General features: G+C 48.4%; 13 protein-coding genes. 8 read left to right on the top strand and 5 right to left on the bottom strand.

From position 1 onward, the window contains the following. Nucleotides 1-334 precede the first annotated feature (334 nt). From katG to L2713_RS04440, 5 genes are all read left to right on the top strand, one after another. Entirely contained in the window at nucleotides 335-2,554 is a 2,220-nt protein-coding gene (katG, locus tag L2713_RS04460) for a catalase/peroxidase HPI (RefSeq protein ID WP_248967077.1), read from the top strand. 212 nt (nucleotides 2,555-2,766) lie between these two features. Then, nucleotides 2,767-3,507 (top strand): arginine N-succinyltransferase, encoded by a 741-nt coding sequence (locus L2713_RS04455; RefSeq protein ID WP_248967076.1) that lies wholly within the window; start codon nucleotides 2,767-2,769, stop codon nucleotides 3,505-3,507. A gap of 96 nt (nucleotides 3,508-3,603) precedes the next feature. Continuing rightward, nucleotides 3,604-5,094 carry an ATP-binding cassette domain-containing protein gene (locus tag L2713_RS04450; protein WP_248967075.1) on the top strand — a complete coding sequence of 497 codons (1,491 nt, stop codon included), beginning with the start codon at nucleotides 3,604-3,606 and terminating at the stop codon, nucleotides 5,092-5,094. 176 nt (nucleotides 5,095-5,270) lie between these two features. Next, the gene (locus L2713_RS04445; RefSeq protein WP_248967074.1) at nucleotides 5,271-5,567 is read left to right on the top strand and encodes a DUF134 domain-containing protein; all 297 of its coding nucleotides are present in this window, start codon (nucleotides 5,271-5,273) and stop codon (nucleotides 5,565-5,567) included. Further along, nucleotides 5,564-6,067 (top strand): NifB/NifX family molybdenum-iron cluster-binding protein, encoded by a 504-nt coding sequence (locus L2713_RS04440; protein ID WP_248967073.1) that lies wholly within the window; start codon nucleotides 5,564-5,566, stop codon nucleotides 6,065-6,067. The genes L2713_RS04445 and L2713_RS04440 overlap by 4 nt, the downstream gene beginning before the upstream one ends. A 526-nt stretch (nucleotides 6,068-6,593) precedes the next feature. Here the strand turns inward: L2713_RS04440 and L2713_RS04435 are convergent. From L2713_RS04435 to L2713_RS04415, 5 genes are all read right to left on the bottom strand, one after another. Beyond that, nucleotides 6,594-6,956 (bottom strand): hypothetical protein, encoded by a 363-nt coding sequence (locus L2713_RS04435; protein ID WP_248967072.1) that lies wholly within the window; start codon nucleotides 6,954-6,956, stop codon nucleotides 6,594-6,596. Between the two features lie 439 nt (nucleotides 6,957-7,395). Beyond that, complete coding sequence (locus L2713_RS04430; RefSeq protein WP_380823575.1) at nucleotides 7,396-7,719, bottom strand: thioredoxin family protein; 324 nt, start codon at nucleotides 7,717-7,719, stop codon at nucleotides 7,396-7,398. Nucleotides 7,720-7,928: 209 nt separating this feature from the next. Further along, entirely contained in the window at nucleotides 7,929-8,516 is a 588-nt protein-coding gene (locus L2713_RS04425) for an excalibur calcium-binding domain-containing protein (protein WP_248967070.1), read from the bottom strand. A 73-nt stretch (nucleotides 8,517-8,589) separates the two neighbouring features. Further along, nucleotides 8,590-10,581 carry a sensor domain-containing diguanylate cyclase gene (locus L2713_RS04420; RefSeq protein ID WP_248967069.1) on the bottom strand — a complete coding sequence of 664 codons (1,992 nt, stop codon included), beginning with the start codon at nucleotides 10,579-10,581 and terminating at the stop codon, nucleotides 8,590-8,592. A gap of 237 nt (nucleotides 10,582-10,818) precedes the next feature. After that, nucleotides 10,819-11,667, bottom strand: coding sequence for a hypothetical protein (locus L2713_RS04415; protein ID WP_380823573.1), 849 nt, complete (start codon nucleotides 11,665-11,667; stop codon nucleotides 10,819-10,821). A gap of 292 nt (nucleotides 11,668-11,959) precedes the next feature. On the opposite strand from L2713_RS04415, the gene L2713_RS04410 reads away from it, so the two are divergent. The 3 genes from L2713_RS04410 to L2713_RS04400 all read left to right on the top strand — a co-directional run bounded on the left by L2713_RS04410 (nucleotide 11,960) and on the right by L2713_RS04400 (nucleotide 17,453). Next, entirely contained in the window at nucleotides 11,960-14,038 is a 2,079-nt protein-coding gene (locus L2713_RS04410) for a TonB-dependent receptor (protein ID WP_248967067.1), read from the top strand. Between the two features lie 235 nt (nucleotides 14,039-14,273). Beyond that, nucleotides 14,274-15,770, top strand: coding sequence for an alkaline phosphatase family protein (locus tag L2713_RS04405; RefSeq protein ID WP_248967066.1), 1,497 nt, complete (start codon nucleotides 14,274-14,276; stop codon nucleotides 15,768-15,770). Nucleotides 15,771-15,812: 42 nt separating this feature from the next. Beyond that, nucleotides 15,813-17,453 carry an alkaline phosphatase family protein gene (locus L2713_RS04400; protein WP_011624102.1) on the top strand — a complete coding sequence of 547 codons (1,641 nt, stop codon included), beginning with the start codon at nucleotides 15,813-15,815 and terminating at the stop codon, nucleotides 17,451-17,453. Nucleotides 17,454-17,485 lie beyond the last annotated feature (32 nt).

The following is a 17,485-nucleotide window of genomic DNA, read 5'->3' as shown; positions in this document are numbered from 1 at the left end:
GCCATTTTATCACAGTTACGCCTAAGTGGTGGTACGGCCGTGAAGTAACGGCTTAATCGCTGTTTACCCCGATACCGCATGGATTGCCGTAAGTCGGGATTTTGATAATCCTTTCATAAATTAACAATCGTTAATCTATTTTGGCGATTCCAATCATCGATTTTAATCATTTCATATAGTTAGCTCGCATCACTACACTTTCTGGCATCGATTGTGGTGACGGTTTCATGCATTACCCGAGAATTACACAACGAGACATGGGGTTGAGCAGCAAACAAACGACACACATCTGTGCAGGCAGATATGTCCTTACTAGAAGAAATAGGTAATCATCATGAAGAAAACTACTATTCCTACCTTGTCAGCGCTGACCTTGGCGATGTCGTTGGCATTTGGTGGGGCTGCTATCGCACAAGAGCAAGTCACGGGTAATCAATTTTGGTGGCCAGAACAGCTAAATTTAAGCCCGCTACGTCAAAATGCAGTTGAATCAAACCCTTATGGTAGCGACTACCACTACGCCGAAGCTTTTAAATCCTTAGATCTCGACGCCGTTAAAAAAGACATCAAAGCCCTGATGACTGAGTCTCAGGATTGGTGGCCAGCGGACTACGGTCATTATGGTCCTTTCTTTATTCGTATGGCGTGGCACAGCGCGGGTGTGTATCGGATTTTTGATGGTCGTGGTGGTGGTGCCGGTGGTCAGCAACGTTTCGAGCCATTAAACAGCTGGCCAGATAACGTGAACTTAGATAAGGCGCGTCGCCTGCTGTGGCCTATCAAACAAAAATACGGTAGCAAGATTTCGTGGGGCGACTTAATGGTGCTCACGGGGAACGTGGCGCTGGAGTCTATGGGCTTTAAAACCTTTGGTTTTGCCGGTGGTCGTGTCGATGACTGGGAAGCGGAACAGGTGAACTGGGGTTCAGAAAAAGCCTGGCTCGATAGCAAACGCCGCAACGAAAAGGGCGAACTGACTAAGCCGATGGGCGCGACCCAAATGGGCTTAATTTACGTTAACCCAGAGGGACCCAATGGTGTGCCAGATCCATTAGCCTCGGCGAAGGAAATTCGTGACACCTTTGGCCGTATGGCGATGAATGATGAAGAAACCGTTGCGCTGATCGCGGGTGGTCACACTTTTGGTAAGGCGCACGGCGCGCATGATCCCTCTAAATGTGTCGGTGCCGATCCCGCCGCCTCTGGTGTTGAGGCACAAGGTTTAGGCTGGAAAAACAAATGCGGCAAAGGCCACTCGGAAGACACTGTTACCAGTGGTTTAGAAGGGGCTTGGTCATCCAACCCAACCAAATGGACCATGGAATACTTAACTTGGCTGTATACCTTTGATTGGGTACAAACCAAGAGTCCAGCAGGCCATATCCAGTGGATACCTGCCGACGGTAAGGCCGCTAATCTGATCCCCGATGCGCATATTGCGGATAAGCGCCATGCTCCTATGATGTTCACCAGCGATATCGCGCTGAAGGAAGATCCTATTTACCGCGAGATCACGACCCGTTTCCTTAAAAATCCACAGGAGTTTGAGCTGGCCTTCGCTAAGGCATGGTTTAAGTTAACTCACCGCGATATGGGGCCCAAGGCAAGATACTTAGGTGCCGATGTGCCAGCGGAAATGTTGATTTGGCAGGATCCTATTCCCGCCCTTGACCACCCTGTAATCGATAACGCCGATATCAAAGCCTTAGGTAACAAAATCTTGGCTTCCGGCTTAACGGTTCCCGAATTGGTGAGAACGGCATGGGCTTCGGCCAGCAGCTTCCGGGGTACCGATATGCGTGGTGGTGCAAACGGCGCGCGTATTCGTTTAGAGCCTATGATGAACTGGCAGGCGAACAATCCTAAAGAGTTAGCTAAGGTGCTGGCTAAATTGGAAAAAGTCCAAAAAGACTTCAACGGCTCACTGAAAGGTGGCAAGAAGGTTTCGCTGGCCGATGTGATTGTGCTCGGCGGTAGCGTGGCAGTAGAAAAGGCTGCGAAAGAGTCGGGTGTGGCTGTCTCTGTGCCATTTACTCCAGGACGTATGGATGCGACTCAGGCACAAACCGATGTGTCATCCTTCGCGGTTCTTGAGCCAACGGCGGATGGTTTCCGTAACTACTACTCGAAGGATAGCAGCCATTCTCCTGCCGAGATGCTGATTGAACGTGCGAACATGCTCAATCTGACCGTACCGGAAATGACTGTACTGGTAGGTGGTCTGCGTGCCTTAGATGCCAACAGCGCTGGCGTGAAACACGGGGTGTTTACCGATAAACCTGGCACCTTAAGCAATGACTTCTTCGTTAACTTGCTCGATATGTCAACCAAGTGGAGCAAGTCAGAGAAGCAAGAAGGTATCTACGAAGGGCAAGATCGTAAGAGCGGTAAACTGAAATGGACCGCGACTCCCGTCGATTTAGTCTTCGGTTCGCACTCTGAATTGCGCGCAGTGTCTGAAGTGTACGGAGCTCAAGATGGACAAGACAGATTCGTGCAGGACTTTATCAAAGCCTGGAATAAGGTGATGAACGCCGATCGCTTCGATATCTAAGCGGCGTTGACTCTGGGTTTTATCACCCGTGAGTTCAACTCTCATAAGTCCATCCGTGCCCTGTGTCCTGTGCATGGGTGGACTTTTCTTTTTCTATCCTCACTTAACTTGAAATGAGTTTTCGCTTAAGACCTCGCTTGTTGGCCTTAGACGTTTCCTTATGCCGCTTTGCCAAGTAGTATCGGGGGAAATCTCTTTGCAGCGAAACGAATATGCTCTCAACATCTCGCCCCTATTTGGCAAGGCCGCAGCGCCGCTCACGTAAGCCCTTTAATATGGGGCTACGGCAACAGGGTTTTACCGGTGTGCAAGTCTTGTTGATGATACTGGTGACCATAGTGCTCACCGTGTGGATTACCTTTTTTGTGGTTCGCAGTTATATCTTCCCTAAGCCGTTGACGCCTGTGAGTTTATCAACCAAAGAAGAGGCAAAGCTTGAGGATAAACTGAGTCAGCTAGGTTGGCAGTCAGAGCGCAAGGCCTCGACTCATACTAAGGATTCGGCTCAGTCGTCTTCGAGTGACGATTTACAAGCCGAGCCCTACCGCGAGCGGCCTGAAGATCGGCAAGTGAGTTTTAGCGAGCGCGAAGTCAATGCCATCATTGGCCGTAATCCCGACTTTGCGCAGCGTATTGCCATTGATTTTTCAGATAATTTAGCCAGTGCCAAAATCCTAGTACCGATCCCTCGGGACTTTCCTGTGATGGCGGGGGAGATTTTACGGGTCAATGCCGGACTCGATATCCATCTCGATGCTAATCGCCGCCCGAGTGTGTCTTTGGTGGGCGTTAGCTTGATGGGCGTGCCTATTCCTAATGCTTGGCTAGGCAATATGAAGAATGTCAATCTTGTCAGTGAGTTCGGCGACAGAGGCTTTTGGAATGCCTTTGCCGACGGCGTCGAAGATATTCAAATTCGCGAGGGTGAGTTGTATATCAAATTACGCCCCTGATCCCTGTTTGTATCTGCCCTTTGCATAAAGTCGAAGGGACAAAAACGATAACAGCTTGTTAGACTTGGATAAAAATCACCCCAAAGGACGTACTCAATGCAGCATCGCACGACAGACTCTCAGGCGATAGCCGTTAAGGGATTACGCTACGGCCGCGGTAATGAACTGTTAGTGGTTGAAGATTGGCAGCTAATGCCTGCGCAGCATTGGGCGATTTTTGCGACCGACAGTTATAGCGGCTCATTGCTTGGGCGAATATTGGCGGGGGATGTTGAGCCAGATGCGGGGCAAATTACGGGTTTGCCCGCGCGAATTGGCTGGGTGTCTCTCGGTTTGCAACAGGCGCTGCTGGAGCGGGAATTAGAAAAGGACGAACTCGATTACGGCTCGACGGTCGAGTCATTGGTGCAGGAATGCTGCCTAAACGATGAACACTTGGCGGCCATTTTACAGAAAGTCGAATTAACCCATTTAAAGCATCGCGGGTTTAGGCAGTTATCGACCGGTGAAACCCGGCGAGTGATGTTAGCGCGGGCGCTGGCAACTGAGCCCAACTTGCTGATTCTAGATGACCCTTATGCAGGGCTGGATATCGAGCATCAACTTAGCCTGTCGCAGTTGCTGGTGGAGGTTGCCGAACATACGCAGCTGCTAATCATTACCTCACGCCAAGAAGAATTACCGCCCTGTATTAGCCATGTGGCGCTGTTTAATAGCGATATGCTCAAATCGGGTCAGCATGTGCATCAACTGAGCGCGCCCATGTCGATTGAGCAGTGGCATACACATCCTGTGATGGCGCAGCTTAATGCGCTTTCGGCCAGCCGCAGCGCCGAACTCTTGGCATTGATGGCGCGTCAACGCCACAATGCCGAGGCGTTTGACCCGATAGTCGACATTAAAAACGGCAAGGTCGAATATGTGAGCGGCTTGATTTTTAAAGGGGTGAATTGGCGGATTAGTGCTGGCCAGCATTGGCAAGTGCGAGGGCCCAATGGTTGTGGCAAGAGTACTCTGCTCGGACTGATTTTGGGCGACCATCCCCAGTGTTACAGCAATGACATTACCCTCTTTGGCCGACCCCGTGGTAGCGGCGAGAGTATTTGGCAGATTAAACAACGGATTGGCATAGTATCGTCGGCATTGCATTTACAGTATCGCGTCAGTTGTTCGGCGCTCGATGTCTTATTGTCAGGTTTTTACGATTCCATCGGCCTGTATCACAAGCCCACTAAACCCCAATTGGATCTGGCCAAGGAATGGTTGGCGATTTTGCACATGAGTGAGTTTGCTAGCACGGGCTTTAAAAAACTGGATTACGGTCAACAGCGGTTATTGCTCATAGGTCGAGCCTTGATTAAACAGCCGTTATTATTGATTTTGGATGAGCCATATCAAGGGCTCGACTTTATCAATCGCACCTTAGTGATGCGGGCTTTGGATATGATTGCCGAGCACCATCTTAGCCAATTGTTGTATGTCTCCCACCATAGGGAAGATGCCTTGCCCGCCATCAAAAACTTTGTCGATTTTATCAAACAGGATGAAGGTTATTCGGTAGAGGTGAGTTACGCTACTGATTTATAAACGCTTTCATCTATCGAACTAAAACTTATCATTTCTATAAACAAAACTGTGATGACTCCCTCGGTTTAGATGCTCTAAATGACAATAATAGTTTTTGGCGTATGCCAGAAACTATTTGATGTGAACAGAATATTATTTTCTGTGCACCGACATTTGCCCCTGAGGTGCAATCACAGATGCCAAGACCCAAAAAGTGCCGCCAATTATCGAGCTGTGTGCCCTGTAGCTTATTTAAACCCAATGGCATACCTGCGGCTAACTTACCTCAGATCCTTTTAGCTGCCGATGAGTTTGAAGCGTTAGAGCTTGGTGATGTCCAGCGTCTGAGTCAGCTTGAGGCTGCCGCGCAAATGGGGATCTCACGGCAAACTTTTGGTTATTTACTCGCCAGTGCCCGTAAAAAAGTGGCAACAGCTGTCACTCAAGGGGTGGTACTGAAGTTACCTGTTTCAAACGATAAGGACCCAATATGATTATCGCCCTTCCTATTAGTCGTGGACGGCTTGCCAGCCATTTTACTAAGGCGCAGCAAGTGAGCTTTTACGATGAAAATCATCAGCTTTTACTCTCTATCCCTAATCCCGCCCTTGGCGGTAATTGCCAAGATAAAAAGGCCTTGTTAGATGCCATTCGCGCCCAACACACCAGCATTGTGGTGGTGCAACATATTGGGGAGCGTATGTTAGGTAAATTGCTCGATGCAGGGATTAGTGTGAGTCGAGGGGATAATCAACTCTCGATAGCGGCTCTGCTCGCCCAGAGTCGGGATCTGAACTTGCGTCTAACTGCTGCATCACAGGGGCGTGCATCCCTTAAACATTTAGCCAAGGGCGGATGCTGTGGTGCTAAAGGAAGTTGTGGCTGCGGTGGTAAGGCAAAGACAACTCAAACCTTGTTGAGCCTGACTCAAGCGCAGCCAAGCTTAACCTTAAGTAAGCCCATTCAATACAGTGGTTTTAGATTATCAAAATAGTCATGGCGTAATAGTAGGAGAGGAATAAAGTCTCATACTAAACAATCAATTACCCCTGCGAGTACCGCTTTATATTAAACATGACCAAAAATAAAGATTCATACTAATTGCTACAACTCAGTCCGAATCGAGCTACAACCGAGTTTTAAAGTATCATACTCGTTGTAGCTTAAACGCTGGATTTGATTGATGGGTGAGTCATGGTATTTGCTCAACGACGCGCAGCGAGTCCTTCCTTGGATGCTCGACCGCCCGTCTGATGTGAATGGATTCACAAATGCCGCGATGGCATGGATGCCAAAGAGCGGCCATGGTGCGGACGATCGTCTCGCTAATCACCATAACTAACCCTTTTAGCATCGGTGTAGCTTGCAGGTTTTAAAGAAACGCACAGCATGCTTTGGGACAAAAGCGAGCTAGGTTTTTTATTCTAATCCGTGGAGTTCGGATTAAAATTTCTATGGATTAATGCCGCCTACAGTCGACTAGCGCAGCGAGGTCCAGGGTGCAAAGATGCTTGGCTTTGTTATATGTGTGATAGAAGGTAAGAACCATATTCATCTTGAACAACGCCTTGGTTTACAAAATTGAGCGAACTTATACCCAACTCTTTAGTCGCATCCTCGATATTTTCAGAATGTACCACTTTGACCGGCTCATAGTACTCACCTGTTGGAGAGTCAAAGCTATAGATATCTAGGTAATCTTCTGAACCTTGGTCATAAACTTCCCAAAGACTACCGCTAATACCTTTCTCCGTCTTTGCAAACGAAGCCCAACGAATGCACCTGTCATCATTGAGAGTGAACCCTCCGATGAATATCTCAACTAACTTTCCGCGATGCAGTGCGGAATTCGCTTCTTCAATAGTGAGGTATCTACGAGTCATAATTTATCCAAAATTGAATTGCCACCGTTACTTTGGTCACTTTGAAGCATTACTAAAATTTGTTCAACTAACGAATTACTTGCAAAGTGCTGATGTGGCACAAAAATCATTTTGGGGCAAAAAGCTTTTAGCCAATGAACAGTTCAATGATCGTAAAGATTGCCATTGTTGCAACTGTGACCGTTGGCGGCATGGCCGCTCTTTCACATCCATGTGAACGCGGCATTTACACTTCCATGTGTTGCAGATGCCGCCGTCGAGCCCTCAGGGATGCTTCTTGTGAAATAAAAGGGTGGCGTGTCACAGGGGAAACAATGACAATTCGTCTTGCACACCTGACGACAAACTTATCTCGTTTGGGGCAAAAATGTTTTAGAAAAGGTAGTACACCGATGTGATCGCTGCCTTTTCAGTATGATTCTTTATTACTTGGTGACAGTTATTCTGCATTCAGTAATTCATAGGGGCGAGCAATCGCCCCTTTGAGATCGCCAAGGGAAAACACCTTCGAGAAACGCCCAAAGGTTTTGCCATAAAACACGGTTTCGACTACTGGCAAACTAAAGACCTGGTAGCTGGCGGCAATCTCGCCTTGGGCCTCACAATCGATATATGCCAGCGCCATTTGGGGAAACTCCCTCGCCAACAAATCCGCAATCTGAGGCTTAAGGGCCTGACACACGCCACAGCTTGGTGCGCCAAAGAGGAGTAATACCGCTGGAAATTGCTTTAGTACGGCATCCAGTTGCTCTGGCGTTTCCATGGTATGGATTTGGGCGTTAGGCATGGCGCGTCCTGTGGAATGCGGCTCAAATAAACTGGGTAAGATAACTATCGTTCCAAGGTTACTACACAACCCAAGCTAAATGTACTTAGTTCAGATAGGTAAAGTATAAGCGTCGCTTGTTCGTTCGCTAGAATCTCGCGTATTAGCGTCGTTTGAGTTCGATTCAAAATTGAATGGTGTAACATTTAAAACAAAGACTTACTACACCATTGGCTTTCACAAGGGATGCCGTCACCATCGCCATCCATTTGGGTATTCGGACAGTGATTGATGTAATACGTTGCTTCGTCGCAAGAGCTCATATGGCTGCAATGGGTTTTACCAGCCTCGCAGCGAAACTGAGCCTGAGGTGCTGACAGAGACTGAGTTTGAGGCTCATACAGGGGCGTTGTCTCTATCTCTGCGTTGTTAGGCGCCTGAGCAATCTCGAACTCGGTATATTTCTTAAAACCAAATATCCCAATACCCAAGATTAACAACAGCGGTAGCAGCGTATTTGATAGGGAGCGACTCGGGGGATTCGCATTGCGTCGTGGGTTTTTATTTGTGTTCGCTAACACGGCGACGCCTTCGATAGAGGCCTTGATGGCCTTCACTTTGCCATCGTTTTGTATTTCGGTTCGATACAAAATACTATCGCCGACTTGGGGTTTTCTAGCCATGTGCTTCAACACAGTGATATGGATAAAAACGTCTTTACCCTTTGAATCTTCTGGTTGAATAAATCCGAACCCTTTCTCATCGTTCCAACGAACTAAAATGCCTCTTTCCATGAGTTTGCTCTAAGTGCTTAATTTATGTTCTTTATATGTGGGATTGGCCTTAAGGTCAATGGCGTTAATCGGATTATGACTGGGATGACTGCATCAACTTGTTGGCTTTTTTGACCGCATACATGGCTTGATCCGCATAGTTGATCAGGGTCTTAGCATCGGTGCCGTGGCAGGGGAAAATTGCCGAGCCAATGCTCACTCCGATGCGTAACTTGTGTTCATGGATAATATAAGGCGCGGTGACCGCTTGAGTGATTTTTTGAGTCAACACGGGCACGCTTTCTTCGTTGGGTAAGTGTTCCAGCAAAATCACAAATTCATCCCCGCCGAGGCGGGTAATAGTATCGATTTGTCGAATGTTGCCCGTGAGTCGTTTTGCGACTTCCTGCAATAACTTATCGCCGACATCGTGGCCAAATTCATCGTTGACCGGTTTGAAGTTATCCAAATCGAGAAACAAAATGGCAAAGATCCCGTCTGAACGCTGCGCATGGACGATCGCTTGCTCCAATTTGGTATGGAATAGCACCCGATTGGGAAGGTTGGTGAGGGCATCGTGGTGAGCGATGTGGCGTAAATGTTCTTCTTCGGCTTTACGCTCAGAAATATCGGTTATCACAATCACGAAGTGAGTCAGTCGGTTATCTTGGTTACGTACAGTGTTTATCCGCACGCTAAGGGGCAGATAACCCGAGGCGGTTTCTTTAATCAGCTCTCCTTGCCATTGCTCTCCCTTTTGGAGCAGATTGAGCATGGCTTGATAGGCATCTTCGCTCGGATGCCCAGTATTGATAAAGCGTGAGGCGTCTTGATGTAAATCCTGCTCGGTTAAGCCAGTGATATCGGTAAAGGCTTGATTGATAGAGATAATACTCAGTAGGGGATCGGTAATGATAATGCCGTCTGTGCTGGCATTAAACACGGTTGCGGCGAGCCGCAGTTTATCTTCTGCCTGCTTGCTGCTGGTTAAATCCATAAAGTAGGCGACCCCTTCATGGGTGCTGCTGTTTAAAAAGCTTGCACCTAGCATCACGGAAACATGGGCGCCTGTTTTACTAATGAGTTGTTTTTCATACTGATTGCAATGGCCTAATTCGATGAGTTCGGCGATGGCGATTTGATCTCTGGCCTCAAACTCAGGCGGTGTGAGCGAGCGCCAATTGACTCGGCCTGAGGCGAGATCCTCACGGTCAAATCCCAACATATTGAGAAAGTGATCGTTAGCATCGTGTATGGTGCCATCAAGCTGCCATGAAATAATGCCTATGGTGTCGGAGTCTTTCAGGCTGTTAAATCGTGACTCACTGATAAGTAAGAGTTTTTCTGATTTGGCAATGTTGCGGATAATCTGCCTACTGGCCAACACGCCAATGCTGATAAACAACAGCAACACGCTTAGGCTGATTAACCAAGTGATTCGTTTCACCCAGCGGGCGCCCTCACTGAGTACGGCGGAGAATTCAATCTCTAAACTGAGTAACTCTTCGCTCAGTTTGATGATTTTTTCTCGATATTGGCTAAGGTCTGCCGCGTTGCCCCCTGACAGGTTGATTTCTTGGTGCATCGCGCTGGCGAGGGACATCATGGTACTGAATTTATCGTCGGCGAGGCCCCAAATCTTGACGGCCTGCTGCATATAGTGAGTACGGTTAAAATGGCGGAAAAACCAGATTAAGGACTCTGTATCCCTGTCGTCATTTAATCCCTGGATAAAGCCTTCCCTTGCTTTACGCTGATTAATCGGTGAGGAGAGTAGGGCCTCGCGAGCTTGTTTGTCGCCCTGCATAACGGCGGTTGCCGCCAGGTAGCGTTGATAATCTACTTCATTTTTATGGTAGGAATATTGGATCAGATAAAAAGTGGCATCCTTTTGCGCCTTCGCCCACAGTCCTTCACCTCTAACATAGGTACGAACGCCATCGAAAATATTGCCCTGAACATAGACGAGGGCAACCTGCACGATACAGATAGTGATAAACATGCCAATAATCAACAGTACCTTAGCGACGGTTGAACGGGACTGTTGCTGCAATATGTTGATGAATTGCCTTAATTTACTACCCATCCTTCCTCCCCAACGCCATGGGAGTGCCGATGAGTAAAGGCGAGTCAGTTTGGCCTATGAGGTCGTTAACCTGTGGGTTTCTCATCTGTTCCTTGGAAAATGTGTCGTGATACGCGATGTATGCCTATGTTATGAGCTTTCTTGGCCTCCTTATTAGTTAGGAATTATGTATGACTGTAGCAAAGGCTAAAGTGCTTTCAAGTTAACCGAATGAAATGCCATCAATTAGATCAAATTTCAGTCCTTAACCTCTGACGGTTCGTTTGGGGACAGGCTTGGGTCGAGTTCACTATGGGCTTGCTGCCGGTATTGTTCGAATAAGCCTTCCTGTTTCATTTGCTTAAGGGTAGTGCTGAGTTTGGCCGCCAGTGCTTTATGGCGTTTATGCAGGTAGCCGAAGCTAATGAGGTCGTCCAATTCGCCCACGGAATGGATTTTACTGTGTTGAAATTCAGTGTATTTAAGGACTTGTTCCCCAATCGCTTCGGTATCTATGTAGATATCAATCCTATCGCGCAGCATACGGCGAAAGGAATTTACGGGAGAAGAAGAGGTGGTGATACGGTCCTGGGGCACTAGCCCTTCAAGTTTTTGTTCGATATAAAAAATCCCTCGATAATATTCAATACGATATGGATGATTCAGCAGTGAAGCCCAGTCCTGAATCTGCATATCGGGATGGATACCATAGGCGATGAGTTTAGTCTCGATCACGGGTTCTTCGATTCGGATTAAGTTCTTAAATTTCAGTCCATAGGAAAATACCCGCGCTGGTTCACCATCGATTTTGCCCGAATCGGCCATTAGGCTGGCGCGCATCGGCGGAACCACTTGATAACTAAATCGATAACCAAGGCGAGCAAACGCCTCGGTGTAAATCAGTTCACCAAATCGAAAATAAAGGTTGTCCTTAGGATCTTCATAAAACGCCATAGTAATAACGGGCATATCGGCTGTGGTGGGCGTTTGGGTTGCGGGGGAGGGATTAGCGCTGAGTGTCTGGCATAACAGTGGATTAAATAGTAAGCCTAAGCAGATGCTCAAGAAAAAAGCCTTTATTCCGTTGGGACGACAGGGAGCTTGCATAGGGTATCCTTAACCTTTTTAAGTGCTTAAAGTATAGACACTCTCGTAAAAGTGGGGGGATTTTGAGGTTGGTAATGTGAGCTGCCTTAGTTTGTTTATCGCGGAATAAAATGTGATCTTGATGAGGACAATTTGTCCTTTTGCGGATAAAAACGTGCGATACAGCACGTAAAATAGAAAGATAACTGTCATTGGTGATTTTTTCCTCAGCAGAGTTTGAGCTTGATCCGCTTTTTAACCGTGAAGACAGCGTTAAATCCGTGTCACTCATTCGTTGATGCGGGAAGGAAAAATGAAGTTATTCCATACGGTTGCAGGATGGCGAACCAAGGCTTATTTATCTGGAGTTTGGTTATTGCCGCTCTATGGTTTATCGAGTGTAAGCTTGGCCGACAGCGCAGATAATATTGAACGCTTAGAAGTGCGTGGCAGGCAAATCAATACCTTAGGCCATAGTACTTCGGCGTCGGAAGGGATAGTGGGTGCGGCGGAAATCGAAAGTCGTCCGCTGCTGCGCACGGGGGAGATCCTTGAGTTTGTCCCCGGGATGATAGTCACTCAGCACAGTGGTTCGGGTAAGGCGAATCAGTATTTTCTGCGTGGCTTTAACTTAGACCATGGCACAGATTTTAATACCCGTGTCGAAGGTATGCCGGTCAATATGCGGACCCACGGCCATGGTCAAGGTTACACGGATCTTAATTTTTTGATCCCCGAGCTGTTAGGGGAAATCCGTTACGCCAAAGGAGCTTATTATCCTGAAGTGGCAGACTTTTCTGGCGCGGGTGCGGCGCAAATTCTACTCGCCGATGAACTCGCTTATCGCCAAGTTGGGGTGACCATAGGGGAATACGGTTATCAACGGCTGGTGGCGACTCAGGATATGAAGACCGAGGTCGGCCGGTTTATTTTAGGAACCGAATTACAGGCTTACGATGGCCCTTGGAGCGATATTAAGGAAGATGTCAGCAAGATCAATGTTGTTGGTCGCTATCTTACCAAGCTTAATGGCGGGGACTTTAGCCTCACTATGATGGCCTACGACAATAGCTGGAATTCTGCGGATCAAATTCCGGCGCGTGCGGTGGAGTCTGGGCTGATTGATTTTTACGGTTCACTCGATACCGATGTGGGCGGAGAGGCCAGTCGTTACAGTATTTCGGCGAATTATGACGCTGGCAACTGGCAGGCCAATGCCTATGCCATTCGCTCGACCATGGATCTGTTTTCAAACTTTACTTACTTCTTAAACGATCCCATCAATGGCGATGAATTTGAACAGGTCGATGAGCGCACCATTTGGGGCGGCGATATTAAACGCGACTGGCAAATGAGTCTGGCGGGGACACAAGTCAATTACAGCCTAGGTGCCGATGTACGCTACGACGATATTGGTGCCGTAGGCTTATATAACACCAAAGCACGAGAACGCCTCAGCACTGTGAGGCTCGATGAAGTGCAGGAACTCTCTACGGGATTGTTTGGTAAGCTGGAATGGTTACCAGCTGATCAATGGCGTTTGAATTTAGGCTTGAGATACGACTATTTCGATGTGCAGGTCGATAGTGATAATCCCCTCAATAGCGGCGATGCTTCCGATGGCATGTTGAGCTTAAAGGCGGGCGCTTCCTACCTAGTGAACGATAATCTGGAACTCTATATGAATGCGGGGCAGGGATTGCATTCTAACGATGCCCGCGGTGCAACCATTAAGGTCGACCCAGTCACGGGCGATCAGGTTGAAAAGGTCGATTTGTTAGTCCGCTCCAATGGCGGCGAGTTTGGCGTCAAATACTATGATCGCGACTTTATTAACTTTTCGGCGGCGCTTTGGTATTTGGAACTCGACTCTGAACTACTCTTCGTCGGCGATGCGGGCAATACCGAACCAAGCCGCGCCTCTGAGCGTTACGGTGTTGAAGTCACGGCCTATTATTGGCTTAACGATGATTTGAGTTTAGATATGGAACTGGCCTGGACCCGTGCCCGTTTTACCGAAAATGAACTCGATGAAGGCAAATATGTCGATGGTGCAGTGCCCTTTGTTGGCAGTGCGGGCATTACCTACCGTCCCGATGGCTATGGTTGGTATACCAGTGTCAGGCTGAGATATTTAGGCGAGCGAATTCTCGATAGTTTTGATGAGCATAAAGCCGATGACACAACTTTAGTGAACCTTGCCTTGGGTTATCAGTTATCGGGCTTCGATACTAAGCTCGAGCTATTGAATATATTTGATAGCAAAGACCACGATATCGATTATTTCTACGAGTCTCGTCTCGCGGGTGAGCCAGCTGAAGGCGTGGAAGACTTGCATTATCATCCTGTTGAGCCGCGCATGGTGCGGGTGAGTGTCAGTTATCGTTTCTAATTTGAGTGACCATTCTTGAGTGACCACGGCTAGCGCCAATCGATACGCTAAGTTTGTTCCGCACCTAGGATAAACTTAGCGTTTTCTATTCTGTTTACTGCAATCATTCCGACATCTAGTTGCAATAAAAACGCCATTAAAATCACGCCAGTTCGTCATATATAGCATTGAAAATGTGGGCGCCTCTTAAGGGAATACCCTCATACACTCAATAATAAAATCGGTGATGAACGTGATGAATATTAAACGGATCGCTGCAGCTATCTCCTGCAGTTTAATGACGGTTGTAGCCCACGCTGCAGTCTTACCCGCAACCCAAACTGACAGTCAGTGGTTTAAAGACAGTGCAGCCAATGTCGCGGCTAAAGCGCAGCTTGAAACCAAGAAAACAGCTAAAAACGTGATTCTTTTTGTCGGCGACGGCATGAGTATTTCAACCTTAACTGCCGCCCGTATTTTGCAAGGACAGCAGCAAAGGGGTAACCAAGGCGGTGAAGAAAACTTCTTAAGTTTCGAGCAGTTTCCTCACACGGCCTTAGTAAAAACCTACAACACTAACCAGCAAACGCCCGACTCGGCAGGTACCATGACCGCCATGGCGACCGGGGTAAAAACCAAAGCCGGTATCATCTCGATTTCTGACACCAGTTTACGTGGTAACTGTTTGTCTTCTAAAGGTAATGAACTCGTTTCTCTGGTTGACCTTGCCAATGCTAAAGGCTTATCGACCGGGATTGTCACGACCGCCCGTTTAACTCATGCGACGCCTGCCGCGACTTACGCTAAATCACCAGAGCGTGATTGGGAAGGCGACTTTAACCTGCCTGCCGAAGCCGTTGCTAACGGCTGTACCGATATAGCCAGCCAACTGGTGATGCGCGATGAGGCAAACTCACTTAGCGTTGCACTGGGTGGCGGTCGCAGCTATTTCTTACCAAAAGAAGTCACTGACGGTGAGAACAAAGCCGGTAAACGTAAAGACGGCAAAGACCTGACTAAAGCGTGGGTCGAAAACTTTAGCAAAGCGGCTTATGTGTGGGACAAAAAAGGCTTCGATGCCATCGATGTCGCCAATACCGATCACTTACTCGGCCTCTTTAACCCATCCCATATGGAATACGAAGCGGACCGTGCAGATGACGTTGGTGGTGAGCCATCACTTTCAGAAATGACCGCGAAATCCCTCGAGATTTTAAAGAAAAACGATAAAGGCTTCCTGCTGATCGTGGAGTCGGGTCGTATCGACCATGGCCACCATGCGGGCAACGCTAACCGCGCCTTGACCGACGCAGTTGAGTTATCTAACGCAGTGAAAGCCGCGGTAGATGCAACCAGCAGCGATGACACCCTGATCATGGTAACAGCTGACCACAGCCATGTATTTACCATTGCAGGCTACCCAAAACGCGGTAACCCGATTTTAGGTTTAGTCCACGATGTGGATGGTTCGTTAGCCCTCGCTAACGACGGCAAGCCTTACACCACGCTGGCTTACACTAACGGCCCTGGCGCTGTGGTTGGCGTGCGTGACGACTTAACCTCGGTCGATACTCAAGACAAAGACTTCATGCAACAAGCACTTATCCCAATGGAAAGTGAGACTCACGCCGGTGAAGACATCAGCTTACACGCAATGGGCCCAGGTTCGAATCTGGTACAGGGCGTGATTGAGCAGAACGTGATCTTCCACATTATCAACCAAGCCCAGCAGCTTGGCGGCACTAAGTACTAATAGGTCGTCTGCGACCTACAGTTCTCACTTTTGGAGTTAAAAATGAATAAGAAATTACTGGTACTCGCAATCTCTGCCATGCTGGGTTTAGCCGCATGCGGTAGCGATGGTGACAACGGCGCTGCAGGTACGCCGGGTTCGAATGGTTCTAACGGTTCCAATGGCAGCGACGGTAAAGACTGGACCGCAGTCAACCAATGGTATGTCGATGCTCAAGCACGTGTGACTAAGGCCGATGGCTTGAGCGTGAACAACGATGTGGGCGCGGCGAAAAACGTGATCCTATTTGTTGGCGATGGCATGGGCGTCTCTACTATCACTGCGGCACGTATTTTAGAAGGCCAATTAAAGGGCAAGACGGGTGAGGAAAACTCTTTATCCTTCGAAACTCTGCCTTACGTCGGTTTATCTAAGACCTATAACGTCGATGGTCAAACACCAGACTCTGCGGGCACTATGTCGGCGATGATGACAGGGGTGAAAACCGATGTGGGCGTGATTTCACAGGCCGAAGGCGTAGTGCGTGCTAACTGCGCATCGACTAAAGATCAAAACTTAGTGACATCACTGGAACTGGCCGCCATGGCGGGTATGTCTACTGGTGTGGTCACCACAGCGCGTTTAACCCACGCAACACCTGCGGCAACCTATGCCCACGTGCCTGAGCGTGACTGGGAAGCCGACTCAAACCTGCCAGCCGAAGCCGTGACCAATGGCTGTAAAGATATCGCCGCGCAAATGCTCGACTTTAACTATGGCAATGGCTTAAACGTGATGATGGGCGGTGGTCGCCGCAGCTTTATTCCAAAAACCTTAATTGATCCAGAAGGTAAAGCGGGTAAGCGTAACGATGGTCGCGATCTGACTGCCGAATGGTTAGCTAAGTACACTAATGCGGCCTACGTTCAGGACAGAGATGGTTTCCTCAATGTGGATGTTGCCAGCACTGACCATTTATTGGGCCTGTTCAACTCATCCCATATGGAATACGACTATGACCGCACCGAAGCGGGCGTGAAGGGCGAGCCATCACTTGCTGAGATGACAGCCAAGTCGATTGATATTCTGAAGAAAAACACCAAAGGCTATGTGCTGATTGTCGAAGCGGGTCGTATCGACCATGCGCACCATGCGGGTAACGCTGCTCGTGCCCTGTACGACACAGTTGCGCTATCTGAAGCAGTCCGTGTTGCGATGGAAAAAACCTCGGCCAACGACACTCTGTTAATGGTGACGGCTGACCACAGCCATGTGTTCACCATTGCAGGTTATCCAACCCGTGGTAACCCGATCCTAGGTCTGGTGAAGAGTAACGATGCGAACGGTATCGCCGAAGTGACTAACTCAACCGACGCTAACGGTTTGCCTTACACAACAGTAGGTTATGCCAACGGCATGGGTTATGCGTCATTAGCGACAGGTGGCGATGAACGTTATAACTTCCCTGTGGATGCTGGTCGTAAGGACTTGAACTTTGTGGATACCCAAGACGTTGGATTCCATCAAGAAGCCCTAGTGCCATTAAGCGATGAAACCCATGCGGGTGAAGACGTGGCGATTTTTGCCCGCGGCCCAAGCTCGGATCTGGTTCAAGGTACGGTTGAACAAAACCATATCTTCCACGTGATGAACCGTGCGGCGAACTTAGTCGCGAAAGCGGAAGCTGCAATGGCGGCGAAGTAAGCCAAATGCCGATGGTGGGTTGTCCTGCCATC

It is taken from the genome of Shewanella seohaensis (genome assembly GCF_023283775.1).
Lineage (GTDB): Bacteria > Pseudomonadota > Gammaproteobacteria > Enterobacterales > Shewanellaceae > Shewanella > Shewanella seohaensis.
This window is presented reverse-complemented; position numbering and strand designations above follow the sequence as displayed.

Bases quoted from the DNA above. Each gene is read 5' to 3' on its own strand.
- L2713_RS04430 (WP_380823575.1), bottom strand. From the start codon at position 7,719: ATGGAAACGCCAGAGCAACTGGATGCCGTACTAAAGCAATTTCCAGCG.
- katG (WP_248967077.1), top strand. From the start codon at position 335: ATGAAGAAAACTACTATTCCTACCTTGTCAGCGCTGACCTTGGCGATG.
- L2713_RS04455 (WP_248967076.1), top strand. From the start codon at position 2,767: ATGCTCTCAACATCTCGCCCCTATTTGGCAAGGCCGCAGCGCCGCTCA.
- L2713_RS04450 (WP_248967075.1), top strand. From the start codon at position 3,604: ATGCAGCATCGCACGACAGACTCTCAGGCGATAGCCGTTAAGGGATTA.
- L2713_RS04420 (WP_248967069.1), bottom strand. From the start codon at position 10,581: ATGGGTAGTAAATTAAGGCAATTCATCAACATATTGCAGCAACAGTCC.
- L2713_RS04445 (WP_248967074.1), top strand. From the start codon at position 5,271: ATGCCAAGACCCAAAAAGTGCCGCCAATTATCGAGCTGTGTGCCCTGT.
- L2713_RS04425 (WP_248967070.1), bottom strand. From the start codon at position 8,516: ATGGAAAGAGGCATTTTAGTTCGTTGGAACGATGAGAAAGGGTTCGGA.
- L2713_RS04400 (WP_011624102.1), top strand. From the start codon at position 15,813: ATGAATAAGAAATTACTGGTACTCGCAATCTCTGCCATGCTGGGTTTA.
- L2713_RS04410 (WP_248967067.1), top strand. From the start codon at position 11,960: ATGAAGTTATTCCATACGGTTGCAGGATGGCGAACCAAGGCTTATTTA.
- L2713_RS04405 (WP_248967066.1), top strand. From the start codon at position 14,274: ATGAATATTAAACGGATCGCTGCAGCTATCTCCTGCAGTTTAATGACG.
- L2713_RS04440 (WP_248967073.1), top strand. From the start codon at position 5,564: ATGATTATCGCCCTTCCTATTAGTCGTGGACGGCTTGCCAGCCATTTT.
- L2713_RS04435 (WP_248967072.1), bottom strand. From the start codon at position 6,956: ATGACTCGTAGATACCTCACTATTGAAGAAGCGAATTCCGCACTGCAT.
- L2713_RS04415 (WP_380823573.1), bottom strand. From the start codon at position 11,667: ATGCAAGCTCCCTGTCGTCCCAACGGAATAAAGGCTTTTTTCTTGAGC.